Raw genomic sequence first — 21,538 nt, 5'->3', positions numbered from 1 at the left:
TTGGGGGTTAAAGAGCTTTTGCTTCTTCCGAAAATGTAATTCCGTTTAAGAGTTCCTGTGTAGTCATTCTTTTTTTGCCTGGGAATTGCAGGTTTAATATTTGAAGAAAGCCGTTTTCTACTGCAATTTTCATTTCTTTTTTGGTGCAAACAATTGTTCCATTACTTAATTGATGTGTTTCGTCAATTATCTTAGATTTATATATCTTGACATTCCATTCTTCATTCTTGTCAGCGATAAATGTCCAAGCGGCAGGGTAAGGGTTTAGGCCTCTAATTTGGTCGTGTATAGCTTGAATGGATTTGTTCCAGTCAATTTTACAATTTTCTTTATTGAGTTTGTAGGCTGTTTTAATATCGCCGGAATCAGTTTGAATGGTAGTGTTTATGCTGCCTTTTTCAATAAGTTCTAAAGTTTCAATTACAGTATTGCATCCGATGTTCATCAAGCGGTCGTGTAACTGTCCTGCATTTTCATTGGGATTTATAGTAGTTTCTTTACTTAATATCATGGCACCTGTGTCAATATTTTCATCAATAAAGAAAGTGGTTACTCCTGTTTTTTGTTCGCCATTGATAATAGCCCAGTTAATAGGAGCTGCTCCTCTATAATTAGGTAGGAGTGAAGCATGAAGGTTGAAAGTGCCTAAACTAGGCATATTCCAAACAGCCTTAGGGAGCATTCTAAATGCAACTACTATTTGTAGGTTAGCATTTAGGGCCTTGAGTTCAGTTAGAAAACCTTCATCTTTTAAATTGGTGGGTTGTAATAAAGGTAGATTGTTGGCTAATGCGTATTCCTTTACCGCTGAATATTTTATTTTTTGACCTCGTCCAGCGGGTTTGTCAGCAGCTGTAATAACGCCTACAACATTATAGTTGTTCTGTATGATGGTATCTAGAATCCCTACTGCAAATTCAGGAGTTCCCATAAATACAATTCGTAATTTTTCCATTATGATTTTAGAGTATAGGTGTTGTTGGGTTTAATTTTTATTATTTCTTTTTCTAATAGTGTTTGCAAGGCAAAGATAATAGTGTCTTTGGTAGTTTGGGTTCTGTTTTGTAATTCTCTTGAACTGAGATCTTCTTTTTTTAATAGTGTAATGATTAATGTATAAAGCGATTCTAAATCATTGGGTTTTCTTTTTTTGGAAATACAATAGGAGCAAATTCCGCAAGGCTCAGTATCTTTTTCGCCAAAATAAGTTAGAATAAGTTTGCTTTTGCAAACGTTGTTTTCTTTTACGTATTGTAAAACCGACTCTAATTGTGATTTTTTAAGTTCATTTTGTTTTTCTAAATATTTAGCAACACGATTGATTGTGCGCTCATCTTCTCTGATTTCGTTAAACGTTAAGCTGGCGTCATTAGTTTTAGAACGATATGAAATGATTTCTTTGCTTTTTAATTTTTCTAAAACTGCTAAAACTTCTTTTTCAGATTTGTTGGATTTTTTGGAAATCAAAGCGCTGTTGAAAGCTGTGTCCATTTCATATATTCCAGGGTAAGTTCTTAGGATAGCGAGAATGATTTCTTCATCATTTGGGTTCAGACTCATATATCGCAATACCTCTTTTGAAGGAATAATAAATTGTAGACTTATTTTTTCGGAGAATTCTTGTGACAAACTGAGAATGCTTTGTCTGTCTAAAAATTGCAGTGCATTGAATGTTTTTAATACAGGAAAATTGTATCGATTGCAAAAATGATTTAAGTTAAAAGTAAAGGTTTCGTTAATCCCTTCGCCATAAGCAATTTGAAAATAATTATTTAGTTTCTTATACACTAGATTGAGGTGTTTTTTATCGGCTAGTGTGTTGATGAACTGATTTTCGGCTTGAAAATAGTCGGACGGGCTGGTAAGTAGAATAGCAAAAGCTTTTTCGCCATTTCTTCCCGCTCTTCCTGCTTCTTGGTAATAGTTTTCAATGTTTTCAGGCAATTGGGTATGAATGACAGTTTTGACATTGGCTTTGTCAATTCCCATTCCAAAGGCATTAGTTGCTACAATTACTTGTGCTTTTTCTTCCATCCAAAGGTTCATGTTTTTTTCCTTTTCTCTTGACGAAAGTCCACCATGATAATAGGTAGCACGGAAGCCTAAAGTTTGTAACTGAGCTGAAATATCAAGGCAGGATTTTCGGTTTCGAACATAAATAATCGAAGGTTGTGGGTTTTTCTTTAAAATTTGTTCGATTCTAAATAGTTTATCTTCAGACTCAAAAACCATATAAGCGATGTTTTTTCGAGCAAAAGACTGTTGGAATTCCACTGGTTTTTCTAGTGCTAATTCTTTGATGATATCCTCTTTGACTCGGTCTGTTGCCGATGCAGTTAAAGCTAAAAAAGGAATCTTGGGGAAATGAGTTTTTAATTGTGAAATTTTAAGATAGGCTGGTCTAAAATCGTGTCCCCACTGAGAAACACAATGCGCTTCATCAATTGCAATTAGATTGATATCGATGTTTTTTAATCGTTCCAAAATCCATTCTGACTGCAATCGTTCAGGGGATAAGTACAGGAATTTGTAATTTCCAAACTGGCAATTATCTAAAAGATCAATCATTTCGTCAGACTTAATACCTCCAGTTAATGCAATGGCTTTGATGTTTCGGCTTTGTAAATTAGCAACCTGATCTTTCATTAAGGCAACTAGGGGCGAAATAACAAGACAGATTCCTTTTTGCATTAAAGCTGGTACTTGAAAACAAATTGATTTCCCGCCTCCAGTAGGCAATAGTGCAAAAGTATCTTGTCCACTCAAAACGGTTTCTATAATTTCGTTTTGCAGTGGTCTAAAACTGTCGTGATTCCAGTATTTTTTTAGGATTTCTAAAGCTTCAGACATAAGTGCGGAATTCGGGTATTAGGGTTCTTTTTTAAGGTTGTTTAATATGAATTGAATGCGACTTTCTACACCGTCCTTGGGAACTTCAATAGGACTGTAGTTAAGGTCCTTGTAGGTTTGTAAAATATGTTGGTGGATGATTTGGGATTGTTCAAAGCTTTCATAACGAGCTTGATCAGTTACATGAATTTCTGACCAAGGTGGTAAGATAAAAACATCAGAATATCTGTTTTCTTGGCAAATAGTTCTGTAAGAATCAGGATATTTTTGATTGGCATAATGTAAATACCCCAAAACATCAGGCAGTCCACGATCAATAAATACGATTTGTGAATGCTCTTTTTGAGCTTCTTTAAACTGTTTTTTTCGACCTTTTATTAATAATTCGCTAAATAGCAAAGGTTGTTCAAGGAAGAGTTGTTCTATTCCTTCTTTTTGAGCTTCCAAGATGATTTCTCTTGAGATTTCAGGGTAGCAACAAAATCCCTTGGAAATCAAATTGTTAATTAGGGTTGTTTTTCCTGTACTAGGACCTCCTACAATTGCTATAATTTTTTTTTGCACTTTTTTTGAGATAATTTTCAAACTTACTTAAACTTATTGGGATTTTAAAAAAAAATGACTCCCATTAATATATTGTTTTTGTCAAAAAATCATAATCGATAGTTCTTATTTTATATTGGAAAACGTATATTTGCTATTATTTTCAAAACAAAGATGGATAAGAAGACAGAAGAATTTTATGATAGGTTAAAAGGGGAATTGGAAAAAAGTAGTTCTTGGCCCGCTTTGTATTTATATAAATTTATAGTTCCTACTGATGCTGAAAAAATTGAGCAAGTTGAAAAAGCTTTTGATTGTTTAGGCGCAGTAATTAAGACCACCCAATCTAAAACGGGGAAATTTACCAGCGTATCTGTTGATGTTCAAATGAAAAGTCCACAGGCAGTAATAGATAAATATATTGAATTATCTACTATTGAAGGGATTGTATCTTTGTAAATACCTAGTTCTTGGCTGCTGCCAATGAATACGTTTCATTAATGAAAATTGCGCTAAGATTCAATAAATAATTCACTTATGAATTCAAAATACCAAAAAGAAAACGCGAATGATGTTGTGCACCATTTGGAGTATAATGCCGAAAGATCACATTTGATTATTCCAGAATACGGGCGTCATTTGCAAAAATTAATTGATCAAGCTACGGCAATTGAAAATGCCGAAGAACGCAATAAGGCCGCAAAGTATATTATTCAAGTTATGGGAACTTTAAATCCTCATTTGCGTGATGTGCCCGACTTTCAACATAAATTATGGGATCAGCTTTTTATTATGTCTGATTTTAAATTAGATGTGGAGTCTCCTTATCCCATCCCGTCAAGAGAAGTTTTGCAGTTGAAACCAGATGTGTTACAGTATCCTCAAAATTATCCTAAATACAGGTATTATGGGAACAACATCAAATACATGATTGATGTAGCTAATAAATGGGAAGAAGGTGATATGAAAAGCGCCTTGGTAAAAGTAATTGCCAATCACATGAAAAAGTCCTACTTGAGTTGGAACAAAGACACCGTAAAGGATGATGTGATTTTTGAACATTTATATGAATTGTCAGATGGTAAACTGAATTTACTACAAAGTGACGAAGAGTTGATAAATACAACTGATTTATTACGAACCAATAAAAGAATGTCCAATAAAATAAATACAGGTAGTCAACCAAAGATTCAAAAGAATCAAAAAAGCAAAAAGACATTTGTGAAAAACAACAATAACAATCAAAAATAAAAACAAGGTTGCTAAAATGTTTTTGAATCACATAGAACTAAAACTAAAAACTAAAAAAAAATAAACAATTTAACTCGTAATCAATATGGGAATATTTAAAATAGAAGGGGGGACTCGTCTGAAAGGGGAAATTACTCCACAAGGAGCTAAAAATGAAGCGTTACAAATTTTATGTGCGGTACTTTTAACTCCTGAAAAAGTAACTATAAATAATATTCCGGACATTATTGATGTCAATAAATTGATTAAACTTTTAGGACACTTAGGAGTTAAGATTTCTAAAAACGGACCGGGTTCTTATGATTTTCAAGCTGATGAGGTAAATGTAGGTTATCTTGAAACCGAAGCTTTCAAAAAAGAAGGTGGAGCGTTAAGAGGTTCTATCATGATTGTTGGGCCATTGTTAGCTCGTTTTGGTAAAGGATATATTCCAAAACCTGGAGGTGATAAAATAGGTAGAAGACGTTTGGATACGCACTTTGAAGGTTTTATTAATCTTGGTGCTAAATTCCGTTACAACCGTGAGGATCACTTTTATGGTGTAGAAGCTACTGATGGTTTAGTGGGAACAGATATGTTGTTAGACGAGGCTTCAGTAACAGGAACTGCAAATATTGTAATGGCTGCCGTTTTAGCCAAAGGAACAACTACAGTTTACAATGCAGCTTGTGAACCTTATTTACAACAGCTTTGTAAGATGTTGAACTCTATGGGAGCGAAAATTACAGGTGTAGGTTCCAATCTATTAACCATCGAAGGAGTAACTAGTTTAGGTGGTTGTACACACAGAATTTTGCCCGATATGATTGAAATTGGTTCTTGGATTGGTCTAGCGGCGATGACAAGAAGTGAAATTACAATTAAAAACGTAAGCTGGGATAACTTAGGATTGATCCCAAATACTTTCAGAAAGTTAGGAATAACTTTGGAGCGTAGAGGAGATGATATCTATATTCCCTCACATGAAAATGGGTACGAAGTAAAAACAGATATTGATGGTTCTATCTTGACAATTGCTGATGCACCTTGGCCTGGATTTACACCAGATTTATTGAGTATCATATTAGTAGTTGCAACTCAAGCCAAAGGAGATGTTTTGATTCATCAAAAAATGTTTGAGAGCCGTTTGTTCTTCGTGGATAAATTGATTGATATGGGAGCCAAAATTATGTTGTGTGATCCGCACAGGGCAGTGGTTATGGGGCATGATTTCAAATCGACTTTAAAAGCGACTACCATGTCTTCTCCTGATATTAGAGCAGGTATTTCATTGTTGATTGCAGCGCTTTCTGCCAAAGGGACAAGTACGATCCAAAATATCGAACAAATTGATCGAGGATATGAAAATATTGATGAAAGGTTAAGAGCTATTGGTGCTAAAATTGTTAGAGAAGAATAAATAATTAAACTCATTCTTATATTCGTTTAAATAATCTTTCGGGTTCGCTAAAAAGATTATTTAAACGATTTTTTTATTTGTAAAATATGTCTAATCAAGAGAAAGCAATAAAAACGACTTACTTTAGTATCATAGGAAACACTGCTTTGGCTGTAATCAAAGGGTTGGCAGGTTTTTTTGGTAATTCTTATGCCTTGATTGCCGATGCTATTGAGTCAACAACCGATATTTTTGCCTCTTTTTTGGTTCTATTAGGAATTAAATATACCAATAGACCAGCTGATGACAATCATCCTTATGGTCATGGTAGAGCAGAACCGTTGATTACTTTCTTGGTAGTAGGTTTTTTAATTACTTCTGCAATGGTTATTGCTTATGAAAGTATTATTAATATCAATAGACCGCATGAATTGCCTAAACCATGGACACTCATTGTTTTAGGAGGTATTATTGTTTGGAAAGAATACTCGTTTCGATTGGTGATGCAAAAAGCAAATCAAATAAATAGTTCGTCCTTGAAAGCTGATGCTTGGCATCATCGTGCTGATGCAATTACTTCGGTGGCGGCCTTTATAGGGATTAGTGCGGCCTTGTTTTTAGGTCAAGGTTATGAAGAAGCTGATGATTGGGCAGCTTTATTTGCGTCAGGATTTATTCTGTATAATAGTTATTTGATATTTAGACCAGCTTTAGGTGAAATCATGGATGAGCATTTGTACGATGATTTGGTCAAAGAGATTCGTGAAGTTTCCAGCCATGTGGATGGAATTATTGATACCGAAAAATGTTTTATTCGAAAAGCAGGTATGGTGTATCACGTGGATTTACATGCTAGGGTAAATGGTGAAATCTCTGTCAAAGAAGGTCATGATTTAGCGCATCAACTGAAAGATAGGTTGAAACTTGAGATCCCTAAATTAGGACATATTTTAATTCATGTGGAACCAAATTAGTTTAAAGTGACTTGATATGTAGTTTTAGATAAAAAGTTTAGAAATGTAAAAAACGAGCTAGAACAGTATTTCTAACTCGTTTTTTTTATGAATTCGCTATTATTTATAGGAAAGATTGTATCGCTAAATCATAACTTTTGAGTCCAAAACCTAAAACAACTCCTTTGGCGTTTCCAGATATATAGGACTGATGTCTGAAACTTTCTCGAGAAAATGTATTCGAAATATGTACTTCAATTACTGGGGTTGTGATGGCTTTGATGGCGTCTCCAATGCCAATTGAAGTATGTGTATACGCTCCAGCGTTCAGAATAATACCATCATAATTAAATCCGAATTCTTGAATTTTATCAATTAATTCACCTTCAATGTTGCTTTGATAGTAAGTAAAGTCAATGGTTGGGTATTTTATTTGTAAGCTAGTAAAATACTCTTCAAAGGTGAGACTGCCGTAAACCTCAGGTTCTCTTTTGCCTAATAAGTTGAGGTTTGGCCCGTTAATGATACAGATTTTCATATTTTGATCTATTTGTTTTTTATGAGAAAAGCAAATTTGCATTCCTGTAAAGCTGTGTACGACCAAATGTTTTCATGGTCATCCCTTGTTTAATGTTTTGGTAAAAATAAAAAAACCGTTCCAATTATAGAACGGTTTGTAATAATTTTGCGTGCTGTTATTAAAATAAAATACCTGCCGAAACTTGAAAGGTAGAGTTTTTAGTTTCAGCATCTTTACTAGCTTCTGTTAGTCCAACTCCATAACGTGCTTGGACGAAAAGATTTTTTGTAATGTTTAGCCCAAGACCAACTACGCCAGCAAATTCAAAAGTTTCTGATTCTTTATAATCAAATTTGTTTCTCTCGCTCAATAAGAAAGAAGCTTGAGGTCCTGCTTCTAGACTCAAACTTTTACTCAAATATATTTTCGCTACCACTGGAATAGAAATGTAGCCTAACTCGTTTTTAAATTCTTCAACTGCATTTTTATATGTAGCTCCTTGAGTTGAATATAAAAGTTCAGGTTGGATAGCTAAATTTTCAAACAATTTAAATTCTGCAACTAATCCAGCATGATAACTAGTAATGGCATCTGTAGAATTGTAATCACCAAATGATCTTGAAATGTCTGTTCCGTTCTGATTAGCATAATTTATACCGCCTTTAACTCCAAATCGGATCGATTGCGCTTGGGTTAGACTTGTGAATCCGACAAGAAGTAGTGTTAATGCAATTGTTTTTTTCATGTTTTCTTTTTTTTGTAGGTTATACTTTTTATAACAGCAATTTTACAAAATTATTGCCTCTTGTTGGTTATACTTTAATTATTATATGTTGCATAATTTTGATGTTTGGGTATGTAATTATGGAATTTTTTGTTTTGTACCATTTTTATACATTGTTAAACAGTTGTTAATAAAAATGTTTGTAATTAATATTTTAACATAAAAATAAGGATTTAATAAATTTGTACCTTTATTTTTATTAATCTTTAACTTATTTAACATGAGAAAAATCATTTTAACAACAGCAGCGCTTTTTGCATTTGGTTTTGCAAATGCGCAATTTAATGTGGGTGTTCATGTGGGTTTGCCTACAGGTGATATTAAAGATGTTAGTTCGCTTAATGTAGGCGGTGATATTGGTTATGCTTGGAATGTAGCAGAAGGCTTGGACGCAGGTATTGCAGCGGGTTACTCTTCTTATCTAGGAAAAGATGGTCGTGATGCTGTAGGGTTTATTCCTGTAGTGGCAACTGGTAAATTTACGATTGGTGAAAGTTTGTTTTTTGGAGCAGACTTAGGATATGCAATTGGAGCGAGTGATGGCAATGACGGAGGTTTCATGTATCAACCAAAAGTGGGGTATAGTGCTAGTAAGATTGATGTTTATCTTGGCTATAAGGGGATTTCAGTTGATGGAGGAACTTTTTCTTCTGTTAATTTGGGGATGAATTTTAAATTATAAAAAACGAATTGTAGATTGAAAACCTCTCATTATGGGAGGTTTTTTTGTTTCTAATGTTTTTGTTATTCATTTCTGATTTTGGTTTTGAGGGAATAAGTATGTATGTTTATAGAAATTTAATATTGCAATTATGAAGAAAATTATAGTCGCTTTTGTGTTTGTTTTTGTTTCTGCAGTGGTTCAGGGACAGGAAGTTAGGTTTGGTCTAAAAGGTGGAACCAATGTTTCATTGTTTGGTAATAAAGTAGATCCAAAACTGGGGTTTCAACTGGGATTGTTTTCCAAAATTAAATTAGCGGATCAATGGTATGTACAGCCTGAAGCTTTGTATTTAGAACAATCGGTAAAAAGAGATAATTTTTCTGTTGGTTTGTTTACATTCGATAGAGCTACTATGAAACTATCGTCTATTTATGTGCCAGTTGTTTTTAGGTACTATCCCTTAAATGATTTGTTTTTGGAATCTGGACCGCAAGTTGGTTTTTTAGTAAAAACCAAAGCAACAGCTGAATATCAGGGTAATTCAGGTGAAATTGACGTAGATGACGAATTTAAAAAAGTTGATTTTGGGTTTAATTTCGGAACTGGATATGATATTAGCGAAAGGTTTTCTTTGAATATTCGCTACTATGTTGGACTCACTAAGATGTCAGATTCAGATTACGTAAGAGATTTTTATAATCGCAATAGTATTTTGTCTCTATCAGGAGCATTTACATTTTGAATTAATTTCATAATCCTAATAAGTAAAAATGAGTTGGACGACATTTATCAAAAACTATCAATCGTATCTTAGAATAGAGCGAGCTTTGTCCAAAAATACTATAGCAAATTATACGTTTGACATTGAACGATTGTGTCTGTTTTTAGAACAGAATCAGATTGTTGTGTCTCCTGTAAAAATATCTGAAGAGATTTTACAGCAGTTTATTTATTCTGTTTCAAACGAAGTGAATGCGCGATCTCAGGCGCGAATCATTTCGGGGCTTAAGAGTTTTTTTAGTTATTTGATTTTTGAAGATTATCGCGAAGATAATCCGCTGGAATTGATTGAAAGTCCTAAAATTGGTCGGAAATTACCCGATACTTTAGCAGTATCGGAAATAGATTCTTTAATCAAAGCGATTGATTTGTCAACCAAAGAAGGGGAGCGCAATCGCGCCATGCTAGAGTTGTTGTATGGTTGTGGATTGCGAGTTTCGGAATTAGTGGCTTTGAAAATATCTGATTTGTTTTTTGAGGAAGGTTTCATCAAAGTTACAGGAAAAGGAAATAAGCAACGCTTTGTACCCATTGGTGAAGTAACCCAAAAATATATTGAACTCTATAAAGAAACTATTCGAACACAGCAAACCATTAAAAAAGGGTTTGAAGATACGCTATTTTTGAATAGGAGAGGAGGGCAATTGACTCGGGCGATGATTTTTACAATTATTAAAAATTTAGCAGTCGAAATAGGGTTGCAAAAAAAAATAAGCCCTCATACTTTTAGGCATTCATTTGCGACACATTTATTAGAAAATGGTGCTGACCTGCGTTCTATACAAATAATGCTTGGACACGAGTCTATTACCACTACAGAAGTGTATTTGCATTTGGATAGAAAATTTCTAGCAGAGGTGATGAATACTTTTCATCCTCGGAGAGAAAAATAAAGAATTTGAGTTTTATGGAATAACGATTGAAGATTGTAGAGGCTATTTCAAGGATTGATATTAGGTTTAATTTGACTGAACTTTTGGCGCAGTCAAATTAAACTCTGTTGCATTTGAGGTCAAAAATAAACCTTTAATAGCTATTTCTCGATTTCTCGCATGCTTTCCATTTTCTTATTGGCCAGGAAACCTGTAATATCTTCGAAATGTTCAATTACTCGTTTGTTCTTGAATTCGAAAACTTTCGTAGCCAAACCATCCAAGAAATCCCTATCGTGAGAAACTAGGATTAAAGTTCCGTCAAAATCACGCAAAGCGTCTTTGATTATATCTTTAGTCTTCATATCCAAGTGATTTGAAGGCTCATCCAAAATCAATAAATTCACTGGTTCAAGCAATAATTTAATCATTGCCAAACGAGTTTTTTCTCCACCGGAAAGGACTTTTACTTTCTTAGTAATATCATCCCCTTGAAACATAAAAGCACCTAATATATTCTTGATTTGCGTACGAATATCTCCAACGGCAATATTATCGATTGTTTCAAAAATAGTGGCATTTTCATCCAATAAAGAAGCTTGGTTTTGTGCAAAATACCCGATTTGAGCATTGTGTCCAATTTCTACACTTCCGTTATCGATTTGCAATTCTTTCATAATTGCCTTAATCATCGTCGATTTTCCTTCGCCATTTTTCCCTACAAAAGCTACCTTTTGACCTCTTTCAATAACAATGTTGGCGTCTTTAAAAACGACATGGTCACCATAAGCTTTGTCTAACTCTTTTACAATTACGGGATATTGTCCAGAACGTGCCGCGGGTGGGAATTTCAATCGCAAGGCTGAGGTATCTACTTCATCTACTTGAACAATATCTAATTTTTCAAGCATACGCACACGAGATTGAACCGCATCCGTTTTAGAAAAAGTTCCTTTAAATCGTTCGATAAAAGCTCTATTGTCTGCAATCATTTTTTGTTGCTCGTCATAGGCTTTTTGTTGGTGAATACGACGGTCTTTACGTAATTCTAAGTAATGTGTATATTTTGCCTTATAGTCATAAATACGTCCCATAGTTACCTCAATGGTACGATTGGTAATATTATCTACAAAAGCTCTATCGTGTGAAATTACCACTACAGCTTTGGCCGAATTGATTAAAAAATCCTCTAACCATTGAATACTCTCAATATCCATGTGGTTGGTAGGCTCATCAAGCAAGATCAAATCGGGTTTTCTTAATAAGATTTTAGCCAATTCAATACGCATTCTCCAACCTCCAGAAAATTCAGATGTTTGTCGTGAAAAATCCTCACGTTCAAATCCTAGTCCAGTAAGTATTTTTTCTACCTCTGCTTCGTAATTGATTTCTTCAATGGCATAGTATTTCTCGCTTAAGTCGGAAACTCTTTCAATCAATTTCATATAAGCGTCACTCTCATAATCTGTACGAATGGTCAACTGCTCATTGATTTCGTCCATCTCCGCTTTCATTTTGAAGATTTCTCCAAATGCTTTTGAAGCTTCTTCCATTACCGTAGCACCATCTGTAGTCAATAAATGTTGCGGTAAATAAGCTACGACAGCCTCTTTAGGAGCCGAAACACTTCCAGTAGAAGGCTTGCTTTGTCCTGCTATAATTTTCAAAAGTGTTGATTTTCCAGCACCATTTTTACCCATTAAGGCAATTTTATCATTTTCATTGATGGCAAAAGAAACATCTTTAAAAAGTGTTGTTCCTCCAAATTGTACCGAAATATCATTAATTGTAATCATGCTATAATTGTAAAGAGTTGTATCGTTTTTTTGAAGGCGCAAAGATAACAGATTTAATCCACCTAATACAATAAAAAGAAAAGCTTCTACCAATCATAATAAATAGATTAGCAGAAGCTTTATGCTTTATCACACAAAAAAAGTTAAACCACAAATTTTACATATTATCACAAATTAATTTATTGTGAACTTTCAATTTGTCCTTACTTTTATTTTTTATTAATCGAATGCCAAATATGTGCATTTGAGACTCCAATATCATCAGGGTCAAAGACTGGGTCTTTATCCGTTTTTTGTTGTTTTTCGTAATCTTTTAAAGCATCCAAAGCTGGTTTTTGCAATAAAATAATGGCAATGATATTGAACCAAGCCATTAATCCTACTCCAATATCACCCATTCCCCATGCCAAAGTTGCTTGATTAACACTGCCATACAGGATTACCGCAATCATTGCTATTCTCAATATGTGATAGTAAATAGGCGATTCCATTTTGCGTGTCAAATAAGAGATATTCGTTTCCGCAATGTAGTAATAGGCAATGATGGTTGTGAAAGTGAAGAAAAACAAGGCTGCTGCCACAAAATAGCCTCCAAAACCCGGGAACACAGTATCCATAGCACTTTGGGTAAAAGCGGGACCTACCGCAACATTATGCAATCCTTGGTATAAAAATTCTGGAGCTCCTGCTGTTCCAAAACTAGGATTTTGCACATTATACATGCCTGTAATCAACAGCATAAAACCAGTTGCCGAACATACAAAAAGAGTGTCAATATAGACCGAAAAAGATTGTACTAATCCTTGTTTTGTAGGATGTGAAATCGCTGCAGCTGCTGCAATATGAGGCGCCGTTCCTTGCCCTGCTTCATTAGAATAAATTCCCCTTTTCACTCCCCATTGAATCGCTAATCCGAAGACAGCGCCAAAACCAGCTTCCATATTAAAAGCACTTTTAAAAACCAATGCAATCACTTCTGGCAATTGATGAATATCTACAATAATGATGATTAAAGCCAAAACAATATAACCAATTGCCATGAAAGGCACTACATATTCCGTGAACTTAGCAATACGTTTGACACCTCCAAAAACAATAGCCGCAAATAAACCAACCACTCCTAAACCAGTCATCCAAGTTTCAATTTGGAAAGCATGTTGAATACTCTCCGCTGCCGAATTGGCTTGAACTCCTGGTAATAACAAACCTGCAGAAACAACGGAAACAACCGCAAAAAGTACAGCAAACCATTTAATACCTAGTCCTCTTTCAATATAAAAAGCAGGACCTCCGCGATATTCCCCAAGGTGTTTTTCTTTGTAAATCTGTGCCAATGTAGCTTCAATAAAAGCGGTACTCGCTCCCAAAAAAGCAACCATCCACATCCAAAACATGGCTCCTGGGCCTCCAAAAGCAATTGCTGTGGCAACACCCGCAATATTTCCCGTTCCTACTCGACCTGCCAAGGACATCGCCAAGGCTTGAAAAGAAGAGACCCCAGACTCGGTACTTTTTCCGTCAAATAATAAGCGGACCATTTCCTTAATATGACGTAGCTGTAAAAAACGTGTACGAATCGAAAAATAAAGCCCCGTTCCCAAACACAAAATAATCAAGGCATTACTCCAAATAATATCATTTATCCAACCTACTACGTCTTCCATATTGCTTTTATTAATTTATCGTCAAAAAAACAACAAAACATTCGTTTATCAAATAATTTCTTTGGATAATTACAATAACTAATGTTTTTATTTAACGGAAACCTATGCAACTAAAAATTAAAACTTCAAGAATCACTGTATAATTTGGTCAAACAAGCAATATTTAATTAGTTCGTAATGTAACTGAGCAATTACATAGGGTAATTTATTTGTATCATTCTTAATCAAGAACGAGTAATCGCAAAATTAAATTTTGAAGCTACTTACTTTATTTCAGGACGGGACAAAAAAAACACAACCCAAAAGATTCTCTTTTAAGCTGTGGTTTATTTCTAGTTTATTTAGCCAGAGAAAACTATTCTTTTCTCCATTTTTTAGTTACTTCAAAAACGTGTTCTAAGATTGCAGCTTCTTGTTCGTCAAATTCAACACCTCTACGCGCCATTACTAGTTTTGCCGTTTCAAAGGCTTTTTTGGTGATATAAGTACTGAATCCTGATGCACCTCCCCAAGAAAAACTCGGCACAAAATTACGAGGAAATCCAGTGCCAAAAATATTAGAACTTACACCAACTACTGTCCCTGTATTGAACATCGTATTGATGCCGCATTTACTATGATCTCCCATCATTAATCCACAAAACTGTAATCCCGTTCTAGCGAAACCTTCGGTTTCATAGCTCCATAATTTCACCTCTTCGTAGTTGTTCTTTAAGTTTGAATTATTACTATCGGCTCCAATATTACACCATTCGCCAAGAACAGAATTCCCTAAGAAACCATCGTGTCCTTTGTTTGCATTTTGAAAAATCACCGAATTATTCACTTCCCCGCCTACTTTAGAATTACTTCCTACAGTTGTTGGTCCATATATTTTAGAAGCTAGTTTTACCGTTGCTCCTTCACACAAGGCAAAAGGACCTCGGATGACAGAACCTTCCATGATTTCAGCATCTTTGCCAATGTATATAGGTCCTGTAGAAGCATTTAAGGTTACAAACTCTAATTTGGCTCCTTCTTCAATAAAAATATTTTCGGGCGCTATTACATTTACACTTTTAGGGATTGGCTGTGATTCGCGGTCTTCGGTAAGAAATTCAAAGTCGGCACGGATGGCTGCATCATTCTTGGAGAAAATATCCCAAGGATTGTTCACCGTTAATACGTCATATTCAAATTCGATAATTTCATAGGTGTCAAAGTCAACTCCCTCTTGATTTTCATGTGAGTAGAAAGCAATAACTTCTTCTCCTTTAAAAATGGCTTGATTTTCTCTCAAGTCTTTGATTAATTCAACTAGTTCTGGATTAGGTAAAAAAGAAGCATTAATCATTACATTTTCTTCTAATTCTACCATTGGATATTTATCCGATAAGTATTCCTCTGTCAATGTAGTGGTAGTAGAACCCAAATATATTTCCCATTTTTGACGAATCGTTACAATTCCTATTAAAATATCAGCCACGGGACGGGTAAATGTAAATGGCAGCAAAGCATTTCGAGAGGGGCCGTCAAAAAGGATATAATTCATTTTATAGATTTTCAAAGTTATAAAGGCTCAAAGTTACAAAGTTTTTGATTCGTTTATCTACTAAGTTGAACACTTTTAGAAACATTATTTTTTCTGTTAAACCGTTATGAAGTTAAGTTAAATTAAGGCTAAATGATTATTAATTTCTAAATGGTTGATTGTTTTAAAGGTTAATTGCCATGATTTTTTTTATATAGTTATGTTTGCTAGCAATAACCTCATGCCAATAAAAAAGCCTCGCAATTTGCGAGGCTTTTTATATGTTGAAACAAATTAAAATTATTTAATGTGTTTAGCGTATTTAGTTTTGAATTTATCAATACGTCCTGCAGTATCGATAAGTTTGTTTTTACCTGTGTAAAAAGGGTGAGAAGTTCTAGAGATCTCCATTTTTACAACTGGATATTCAACACCTTCGTGAATGATTGTTTCTTTAGTTTCTGCAGTTGACTTAGTGATAAAAACGTCTTCGTTAGACATGTCTTTAAAAGCAACTAATCTGTAATTCTCTGGGTGTACACCTTTTTTCATCTTGTAAATCTTTTATTTGTTTGGCTATAATTTGCTTTGCGGCTTCTCTTTTTTACAGAAAAGGTATAAACGCCTTATAACTTTTTGTTTTTATTGTGTTAATTTAAGGATGCAAAAGTACAATTATTTTTCAATAAACAAATCATTGGTTAGTGTTTTTTTAATAATTTGTAAAATTGGAATTTTACCACTTCGTAATTGGGGAATTGTTATATTTGCAAACAAATAAAAACAAGAGACTAATGGTTAATGAAGTCATCAAAAAAAACGGTGTTAAATATGGTATTATCACAGGAGCTGTTTTGTCCTTAATAACTGCAATTATGTATGCCGTCAATCTTGAATTATTTATTGCTTGGTGGACGACCCTTTTAAGTTTCTCTATTTTTATCATCATTCCTTCAGTCTTACTGGTTCAAACAAAAGCCTCTCTGAATGGGGTATTAAGTTTCAAGGAAGCTTTTACCACATATTTCATTTGCGCTTTAGTAGGATTATTAATTTCAGTAGGATTCAAAATGATTTTATTCAATATTATCGATCCTTCTATCAAAGCTTCTTTACTAGAGTTGACTATAAATTACATCAAGAGTACTTCAGGGAAATTTGGAGTTCCTGAAACTTCTCTAAACGAAATGATTGACAGTCTTAAAAAGACCGATCCTTTTTCGATACCGGAGCAAATAAAAGGAGCTGTTGTCAATCTTTTTTTCTGTGGTATTTTAGGATTAATAATGGCTGCATTTTTCAAATCTAAAACTACTTCACAAAATAACTAATGAATTTATCTATTCTAATCCCTCTTTTGAACGAGGAAGAATCATTAAAAGAGTTGTACCAATGGATCATCAAGGTGATGCAAGCCAACCAATATTCCTATGAGGTTATTTTTTTGGATGATGGTAGTACTGATAATTCTTGGACTTTAATTGAAGGGTTTTCTAAGGAGAATTCTAATATTAAAGGAATTCGTTTTATGAAGAATTTTGGAAAATCACAGGCTTTGCATGCGGGGTTTGCACAAGCACAAGGAGATGTTATCATCACCATGGATGCCGATCTACAAGACAGTCCGGATGAAATCCCTGGTTTGTACGAAATGATTACTCAACAAAACTATGACTTGGTTTCGGGTTGGAAAAAGAAACGGTACGACTCAGTAGTAGCAAAAAACATTCCTTCTAAATTATTCAATTGGGCGGCTCGAAAAACTTCAGGCGTACAATTGAACGATTTCAACTGTGGGTTAAAAGCCTATAAAAATGTAGTAGTTAAAAACGTGGAAGTTTCGGGCGAGATGCACCGTTATATTCCTGTTTTGGCAAAAAATGCTGGTTTTGGAAAAATAGGCGAAAAAGTGGTGATTCACCAAGCTAGAAAGTACGGAGAGACTAAATTTGGTATGGAACGTTTTGTAAACGGTTTTTTAGATTTGATTACCATTTGGTTTTTATCTAAATTTGGCAAACGCCCTATGCATTTATTTGGAGCCATTGGCTCTTTAATGTTTATTATTGGTTTTGTTTCTGCTGGTTTTATTGGTTTCTCAAAATTATATTATATGTACAACGACATGAAATATACTTTGGTAACTAATAATCCTTGGTTTTACATCGCTTTAACCACAATGGTACTAGGAACACAATTGTTCTTGGCAGGTTTCTTGGGAGAAATCATTTTGAGAACTAAAAACAACGAAGAAAGATATAAGGTGGCCACAAGCGTTAATTTATAACGAATATCCTATAATTGGCCAGTCTTCTAGGAGACAGGTTTTTGAAAAAAGATACTAAAAACTAACAAATACAAGAAATGGAAATTAAACAACACATTTTGGATGCTGCCAAAGAATGGTTAACTCCAATTTTCGATGCTACAACGCAGGAAGAAGTTCAGGCTTTAATCACTAATTCTCCAAAAGAATTAGAAGAGAGTTTTTATAAAAGTTTGGAATTTGGAACTGGTGGAATGCGTGGGACTATGGGGCCTGGTGATAATAAAATTAATAAATATACTTTAGGGAAAAGCACACAAGGTTTAGCAGATTATTTGCATACTTCGTTTCCTAACCAATCATTAAAGGCGGTGATTGCTTATGATTGTCGTCATAATAGTGACACTCTAGCTAAAGTAGTTGCAGATGTGTTTTCTGCAAATGGTGTAGAAGTTTATTTGTTCTCTTCTTTGCGTCCTACTCCTGAATTGTCATTTGCAGTAAAACATTTGGGTTGCCAATGCGGAATTGTTTTGACAGCTTCACACAACCCACCAGAATACAATGGATACAAAGTATACTGGCAAGATGGAGGACAAATTGTCCCTCCAGAAGATGTTGAAATCATCAATGTAATTGAGAATTTAAAGTACAACCAAATCAAGTTTGACGCTAACGAAAGTTTGATTCACTATATCGACAAAGATGTTGACCAAGCATTTATTGACTCTACAGTTGCAAATGCAAGTTTTGACACTCCCGCTGCTGCCAAAGATGATTTGAAAATTGTTTTCACCTCATTACATGGAACTTCAATCACGGTTACACCACAAACTTTGGCGCAAGCTGGATACAAAAACGTGAGTATCGTAGAAGAACAAGCAGTGCCAAATGGTGATTTCCCAACGGTGGAATCTCCTAATCCTGAAGAGCCAGAAGCTTTGAAAATGGCAACTGCTTTGGCTAACAAAATCAATGCTGATATCGTAATCGGTACCGACCCTGACTGTGATCGTTTGGGAGTAGCCGTTCGCAACAACGAAGGCCAAATGACCTTGTTGAATGGTAACCAATCTATGATTTTAATGACTGCTTTCTTGTTAGAAAAATGGAAAAAAGCAGGTAAGTTAGACGGGAAACAATTTGTAGCCTCTACGATTGTATCGACTCCAATGATTATGGAATTAGCAACTGCTTATGGTGTGGAATACAAAAGTGGATTGACTGGTTTCAAATGGATTGCCAAAATGGTTAAAGACTTTCCTGAATCAAAATTTATTGGTGGTGGAGAAGAAAGTTTTGGATTTATGGTAGGTGATGCCGTACGAGATAAAGACGCAGTAGCTTCTACTTTATTGATTTGTGAAGTTGCTGCTCAAGCCAAAGCCAAAGGAAGTTCAGCATACAAAGAATTATTGCAACATTATGTCGATTTTGGTTTTTACAAGGAACATTTGATTTCGTTAACTAAAAAAGGATTGGATGGATTAGCTGAAATCAACCAAATGATGGTGAATTTACGTGAAAACCCAATTAAAGAAATCAACGGCCAACGCGTTGTAATGGTTGAAGATTACAAAGCTTCGACGGCAAAAAACTTGTTGACAGGAGAAGTCGAAACACTAGTTTTACCAAAAGCGGACGTTTTGATTTACTACACTGAAGATGGTTCGAAAATTTGCGCTAGACCTAGTGGTACAGAACCAAAAATTAAATTCTATATCAGTGTAAATACTGAATTAGAATCTGTTGATAAATACGCTGAAACGGATGCCTATTTGAACGAAAAGATTCAAAATATTATTACTGGAATGCAATTGAACTAATGGATAAAAGTTTATTAAAGTTACTCCCTTACTTAAAACCTTATAAATCTCACATCGTTTGGAATGTGATTTACAATATTTTATACGCCTTATTCAGCACTATATCAATGCTGACACTCCTTCCTGTACTCGATGTACTTTTTGGAAAGACAAAGGAGGTATTTACCAAACCTGAATATACAGGAATAGGAAACATCAAACAGTTTGGGACAGACTATCTTTATTTCCAAATTTCAACACTAACACAAGGCAACAGCATACAAGTTGCCTTGCTTTTTGTTGTATTGATGGTAATTACCACATTTTTACTTAAAAATTTATTCAATTATTTAGCCTCTTTTCATATCATGCACCTTAAAAACGGAGTGCTTAAGGATTTGAAAAAATCCATGTATGATAAGATTATCGAATTACCGATATCATTTTATTCCGAAAAAAGAAAAGGAGATATTATGGCCCGTATGCTAGGCGATGTCAATGAGGTACAAAATTCCTTTTTCTCCATATTAGAACTAGTGGTAAAGGAACCTTTGACGATCGTTTTTACTTTAGTTACCATGTTTATCATCAGTACAAAACTGACTCTTTTTGTTTTGGTTTTTATGCCTATATCGGGCTGGATCATCTCCAAAGTTGCCAAAAACCTACGAGCCCATTCGCTAGAAGCACAAAAAGAAAGCGGTTTTTTAATCTCCATTGTAGATGAAACTTTAGGCGGTTTAAAAGTCATTAAAAGTTATAATGCTGAACCCAACTTCAAAAGCAGATTCAATGATTCGGTCATGCGTTTGTTAAATTTATCCAATACCATTGGTGCTAAAAACAATTTAGCAACTCCTTTAAGTGAATTTTTGGGGGTTACTACCATCGCTATATTGCTTTTTTATGGGGGTAATTTGGTTTTAATTGACAAAACCTTAGACGGCTCTGCATTCATTGTTTACCTAACTCTAGCCTTTAACATCCTTACGCCGGCAAAAGCTATTTCCAAGGCATCCTATGCTGTGAAAAATGGTTTAGCAGCTGCAGAGCGTGTTTTTGAGGTATTAGAAGTTAAAAACGAAATCACTTCGAAAGAAAAAGCAATTGTCAAAGATAGTTTTGAATCAGCCATCTCCTTGAAAAACATCAACTTCAAATACGAAGAAGAAGCGGTCTTAAAAGATTTTTCACTTGAAGTTAATAAAGGGCAAACAGTAGCATTAGTAGGACAGTCGGGTAGTGGTAAAAGTACCATTGCCAATTTATTGACTCGTTTTTATGATGTGAATGAAGGAACTATTACCATTGATGAAGTGAACATTAAAGATATGAAACTAGAATCACTTCGTGGACTAATGGGATTGGTTACTCAAGATAGTATTTTATTCAACGACACGATCAAAGCCAATATCTCCTTAGGAAAACTAGATGCCACAGATGAAGAAATTATTGCTGCTTTAAAAATTGCTAATGCGTATGAATTTGTGAATGAATTACCATTAGGGATACACACCAATATTGGAGACAGTGGAAACAAACTTTCGGGAGGACAAAAACAACGCCTTTCTATTGCTCGTGCGGTTTTGAAAAACCCTCCAATTATGATTTTGGATGAAGCCACTTCTGCTTTGGATACAGAAAGTGAAAAATTTGTGCAAGTAGCCCTTGAAAACATGATGCAAAACAGAACCTCCATCGTCATTGCACACCGACTTTCAACGATACAAAAAGCAGATGTTATTGTGGTAATGAAAAAAGGGCGCATTGTCGAACAAGGAAGCCATGAAGAGCTTATCAGTCTTAACGGAACATATAACAAATTAGTAACCCTTCAATCTTTTGAATAGTGGCACAAGTTGATTAAATTTGAAGGAGCTATTTCAGAACTCATTTCGTCAC

The 21,538-nt window shown here is 34.6% G+C and carries 20 protein-coding genes; 11 read left to right on the top strand and 9 right to left on the bottom strand.

The features are described 5' to 3' along the window. Positions 1-7: 7 nt before the first annotated feature. Genes fmt through ACNH59_RS01110 form a run of 3 tightly spaced genes read right to left on the bottom strand, consistent with a single transcriptional unit; the run spans position 8 to position 3,414 of the window. On the bottom strand, positions 8-955 hold the full coding sequence (gene fmt / locus ACNH59_RS01120; protein WP_418263621.1) for a methionyl-tRNA formyltransferase: 948 nt from the start codon (positions 953-955) through the stop codon (positions 8-10). Then, the gene (locus ACNH59_RS01115) at positions 955-2,850 is read right to left on the bottom strand and encodes a RecQ family ATP-dependent DNA helicase (RefSeq protein WP_418263620.1); all 1,896 of its coding nucleotides are present in this window, start codon (positions 2,848-2,850) and stop codon (positions 955-957) included. Before ACNH59_RS01115 ends, fmt begins: the two co-directional genes overlap by 1 nt. A gap of 18 nt (positions 2,851-2,868) precedes the next feature. Then, a complete protein-coding gene (locus ACNH59_RS01110) occupies positions 2,869-3,414 on the bottom strand; it encodes an AAA family ATPase (protein ID WP_418263619.1) in 546 nt (181 codons plus the stop codon). Positions 3,415-3,567: 153 nt separating this feature from the next. On the opposite strand from ACNH59_RS01110, the gene ACNH59_RS01105 reads away from it, so the two are divergent. From ACNH59_RS01105 to ACNH59_RS01090, 4 genes are all read left to right on the top strand, one after another. Next, entirely contained in the window at positions 3,568-3,852 is a 285-nt protein-coding gene (locus ACNH59_RS01105) for a DUF493 family protein (protein WP_418263618.1), read from the top strand. 78 nt (positions 3,853-3,930) lie between these two features. Next, positions 3,931-4,644: a DUF4290 domain-containing protein gene (locus ACNH59_RS01100; RefSeq protein ID WP_418263617.1), complete on the top strand. Its 714-nt coding sequence runs from the start codon at positions 3,931-3,933 to the stop codon at positions 4,642-4,644. Between the two features lie 85 nt (positions 4,645-4,729). Continuing rightward, positions 4,730-6,043, top strand: a complete 1,314-nt coding sequence (gene murA / locus ACNH59_RS01095) for a UDP-N-acetylglucosamine 1-carboxyvinyltransferase (RefSeq protein ID WP_418263616.1) — start codon at positions 4,730-4,732, stop codon at positions 6,041-6,043. An 86-nt stretch (positions 6,044-6,129) separates the two neighbouring features. After that, the gene (locus ACNH59_RS01090) at positions 6,130-6,996 is read left to right on the top strand and encodes a cation diffusion facilitator family transporter (protein ID WP_418263615.1); all 867 of its coding nucleotides are present in this window, start codon (positions 6,130-6,132) and stop codon (positions 6,994-6,996) included. 103 nt (positions 6,997-7,099) lie between these two features. Here ACNH59_RS01090 and ACNH59_RS01085 read toward each other — a convergent pair whose 3' ends face one another. Continuing rightward, positions 7,100-7,513, bottom strand: a complete 414-nt coding sequence (locus ACNH59_RS01085; protein WP_418263614.1) for a type II 3-dehydroquinate dehydratase — start codon at positions 7,511-7,513, stop codon at positions 7,100-7,102. A 160-nt stretch (positions 7,514-7,673) separates the two neighbouring features. Then, positions 7,674-8,240: a porin family protein gene (locus ACNH59_RS01080; protein WP_418263613.1), complete on the bottom strand. Its 567-nt coding sequence runs from the start codon at positions 8,238-8,240 to the stop codon at positions 7,674-7,676. Positions 8,241-8,499: 259 nt separating this feature from the next. Here ACNH59_RS01080 and ACNH59_RS01075 point away from each other — a divergent pair, with 259 nt between their 5' ends. From ACNH59_RS01075 to xerD, 3 genes are all read left to right on the top strand, one after another. After that, a complete protein-coding gene (locus ACNH59_RS01075; RefSeq protein WP_418263612.1) occupies positions 8,500-8,961 on the top strand; it encodes a hypothetical protein in 462 nt (153 codons plus the stop codon). A 130-nt stretch (positions 8,962-9,091) separates the two neighbouring features. Further along, positions 9,092-9,685 (top strand): porin family protein, encoded by a 594-nt coding sequence (locus tag ACNH59_RS01070; protein ID WP_418263611.1) that lies wholly within the window; start codon positions 9,092-9,094, stop codon positions 9,683-9,685. Positions 9,686-9,713: 28 nt separating this feature from the next. Then, positions 9,714-10,616, top strand: a complete 903-nt coding sequence (xerD, locus tag ACNH59_RS01065; RefSeq protein WP_418263610.1) for a site-specific tyrosine recombinase XerD — start codon at positions 9,714-9,716, stop codon at positions 10,614-10,616. 140 nt (positions 10,617-10,756) lie between these two features. Here the strand turns inward: xerD and ACNH59_RS01060 are convergent, their stop codons facing one another. The 4 genes from ACNH59_RS01060 to ACNH59_RS01045 form a co-directional block, all read right to left on the bottom strand. Next, on the bottom strand, positions 10,757-12,391 hold the full coding sequence (locus ACNH59_RS01060; RefSeq protein ID WP_418263609.1) for an ABC-F family ATP-binding cassette domain-containing protein: 1,635 nt from the start codon (positions 12,389-12,391) through the stop codon (positions 10,757-10,759). Positions 12,392-12,600: 209 nt separating this feature from the next. Further along, complete coding sequence (locus ACNH59_RS01055) at positions 12,601-14,055, bottom strand: alanine/glycine:cation symporter family protein (RefSeq protein WP_418263608.1); 1,455 nt, start codon at positions 14,053-14,055, stop codon at positions 12,601-12,603. Between the two features lie 355 nt (positions 14,056-14,410). Further along, positions 14,411-15,586, bottom strand: a complete 1,176-nt coding sequence (locus ACNH59_RS01050) for a GlmU family protein (protein WP_418263607.1) — start codon at positions 15,584-15,586, stop codon at positions 14,411-14,413. Between the two features lie 279 nt (positions 15,587-15,865). After that, positions 15,866-16,117: a type B 50S ribosomal protein L31 gene (locus ACNH59_RS01045; protein WP_418263606.1), complete on the bottom strand. Its 252-nt coding sequence runs from the start codon at positions 16,115-16,117 to the stop codon at positions 15,866-15,868. 242 nt (positions 16,118-16,359) lie between these two features. On the opposite strand from ACNH59_RS01045, the gene ACNH59_RS01040 reads away from it, so the two are divergent. The 4 genes from ACNH59_RS01040 (at position 16,360) to ACNH59_RS01025 (ending at position 21,486) form a co-directional block, all read left to right on the top strand. Next, positions 16,360-16,896 carry a DUF4199 domain-containing protein gene (locus ACNH59_RS01040; RefSeq protein WP_418263605.1) on the top strand — a complete coding sequence of 179 codons (537 nt, stop codon included), beginning with the start codon at positions 16,360-16,362 and terminating at the stop codon, positions 16,894-16,896. Further along, a complete protein-coding gene (locus tag ACNH59_RS01035) occupies positions 16,896-17,852 on the top strand; it encodes a glycosyltransferase family 2 protein (protein ID WP_418263604.1) in 957 nt (318 codons plus the stop codon). The genes ACNH59_RS01040 and ACNH59_RS01035 overlap by 1 nt, the downstream gene beginning before the upstream one ends. A gap of 77 nt (positions 17,853-17,929) precedes the next feature. After that, positions 17,930-19,657 carry a phospho-sugar mutase gene (locus ACNH59_RS01030; protein ID WP_418263603.1) on the top strand — a complete coding sequence of 576 codons (1,728 nt, stop codon included), beginning with the start codon at positions 17,930-17,932 and terminating at the stop codon, positions 19,655-19,657. Beyond that, positions 19,657-21,486 (top strand): ABC transporter ATP-binding protein, encoded by a 1,830-nt coding sequence (locus tag ACNH59_RS01025; protein WP_418263602.1) that lies wholly within the window; start codon positions 19,657-19,659, stop codon positions 21,484-21,486. Before ACNH59_RS01030 ends, ACNH59_RS01025 begins: the two co-directional genes overlap by 1 nt. The last annotated feature ends 52 nt before the right edge of the window (positions 21,487-21,538 follow it).

This window comes from Flavobacterium faecale, assembly GCF_048320115.1.
Lineage (GTDB): Bacteria > Bacteroidota > Bacteroidia > Flavobacteriales > Flavobacteriaceae > Flavobacterium > Flavobacterium faecale_A.
The sequence above is the reverse complement of the archived record's forward strand: the minus strand, read 5'-3'. Positions and strand labels throughout refer to the sequence as shown.

Excerpts from the sequence above, each read along its gene's own strand:
- fmt (WP_418263621.1), bottom strand. The coding sequence starts at position 955 with ATGGAAAAATTACGAATTGTATTTATGGGAACTCCTGAATTTGCAGTA.
- ACNH59_RS01115 (WP_418263620.1), bottom strand. The coding sequence starts at position 2,850 with ATGTCTGAAGCTTTAGAAATCCTAAAAAAATACTGGAATCACGACAGT.
- ACNH59_RS01105 (WP_418263618.1), top strand. The coding sequence starts at position 3,568 with ATGGATAAGAAGACAGAAGAATTTTATGATAGGTTAAAAGGGGAATTG.
- ACNH59_RS01100 (WP_418263617.1), top strand. The coding sequence starts at position 3,931 with ATGAATTCAAAATACCAAAAAGAAAACGCGAATGATGTTGTGCACCAT.
- murA (WP_418263616.1), top strand. The coding sequence starts at position 4,730 with ATGGGAATATTTAAAATAGAAGGGGGGACTCGTCTGAAAGGGGAAATT.
- ACNH59_RS01090 (WP_418263615.1), top strand. The coding sequence starts at position 6,130 with ATGTCTAATCAAGAGAAAGCAATAAAAACGACTTACTTTAGTATCATA.
- ACNH59_RS01085 (WP_418263614.1), bottom strand. The coding sequence starts at position 7,513 with ATGAAAATCTGTATCATTAACGGGCCAAACCTCAACTTATTAGGCAAA.
- ACNH59_RS01080 (WP_418263613.1), bottom strand. The coding sequence starts at position 8,240 with ATGAAAAAAACAATTGCATTAACACTACTTCTTGTCGGATTCACAAGT.
- ACNH59_RS01075 (WP_418263612.1), top strand. The coding sequence starts at position 8,500 with ATGAGAAAAATCATTTTAACAACAGCAGCGCTTTTTGCATTTGGTTTT.
- ACNH59_RS01070 (WP_418263611.1), top strand. The coding sequence starts at position 9,092 with ATGAAGAAAATTATAGTCGCTTTTGTGTTTGTTTTTGTTTCTGCAGTG.
- xerD (WP_418263610.1), top strand. The coding sequence starts at position 9,714 with ATGAGTTGGACGACATTTATCAAAAACTATCAATCGTATCTTAGAATA.
- ACNH59_RS01060 (WP_418263609.1), bottom strand. The coding sequence starts at position 12,391 with ATGATTACAATTAATGATATTTCGGTACAATTTGGAGGAACAACACTT.
- ACNH59_RS01055 (WP_418263608.1), bottom strand. The coding sequence starts at position 14,055 with ATGGAAGACGTAGTAGGTTGGATAAATGATATTATTTGGAGTAATGCC.
- ACNH59_RS01050 (WP_418263607.1), bottom strand. The coding sequence starts at position 15,586 with ATGAATTATATCCTTTTTGACGGCCCCTCTCGAAATGCTTTGCTGCCA.
- ACNH59_RS01045 (WP_418263606.1), bottom strand. The coding sequence starts at position 16,117 with ATGAAAAAAGGTGTACACCCAGAGAATTACAGATTAGTTGCTTTTAAA.
- ACNH59_RS01040 (WP_418263605.1), top strand. The coding sequence starts at position 16,360 with ATGGTTAATGAAGTCATCAAAAAAAACGGTGTTAAATATGGTATTATC.
- ACNH59_RS01035 (WP_418263604.1), top strand. The coding sequence starts at position 16,896 with ATGAATTTATCTATTCTAATCCCTCTTTTGAACGAGGAAGAATCATTA.
- ACNH59_RS01030 (WP_418263603.1), top strand. The coding sequence starts at position 17,930 with ATGGAAATTAAACAACACATTTTGGATGCTGCCAAAGAATGGTTAACT.
- ACNH59_RS01025 (WP_418263602.1), top strand. The coding sequence starts at position 19,657 with ATGGATAAAAGTTTATTAAAGTTACTCCCTTACTTAAAACCTTATAAA.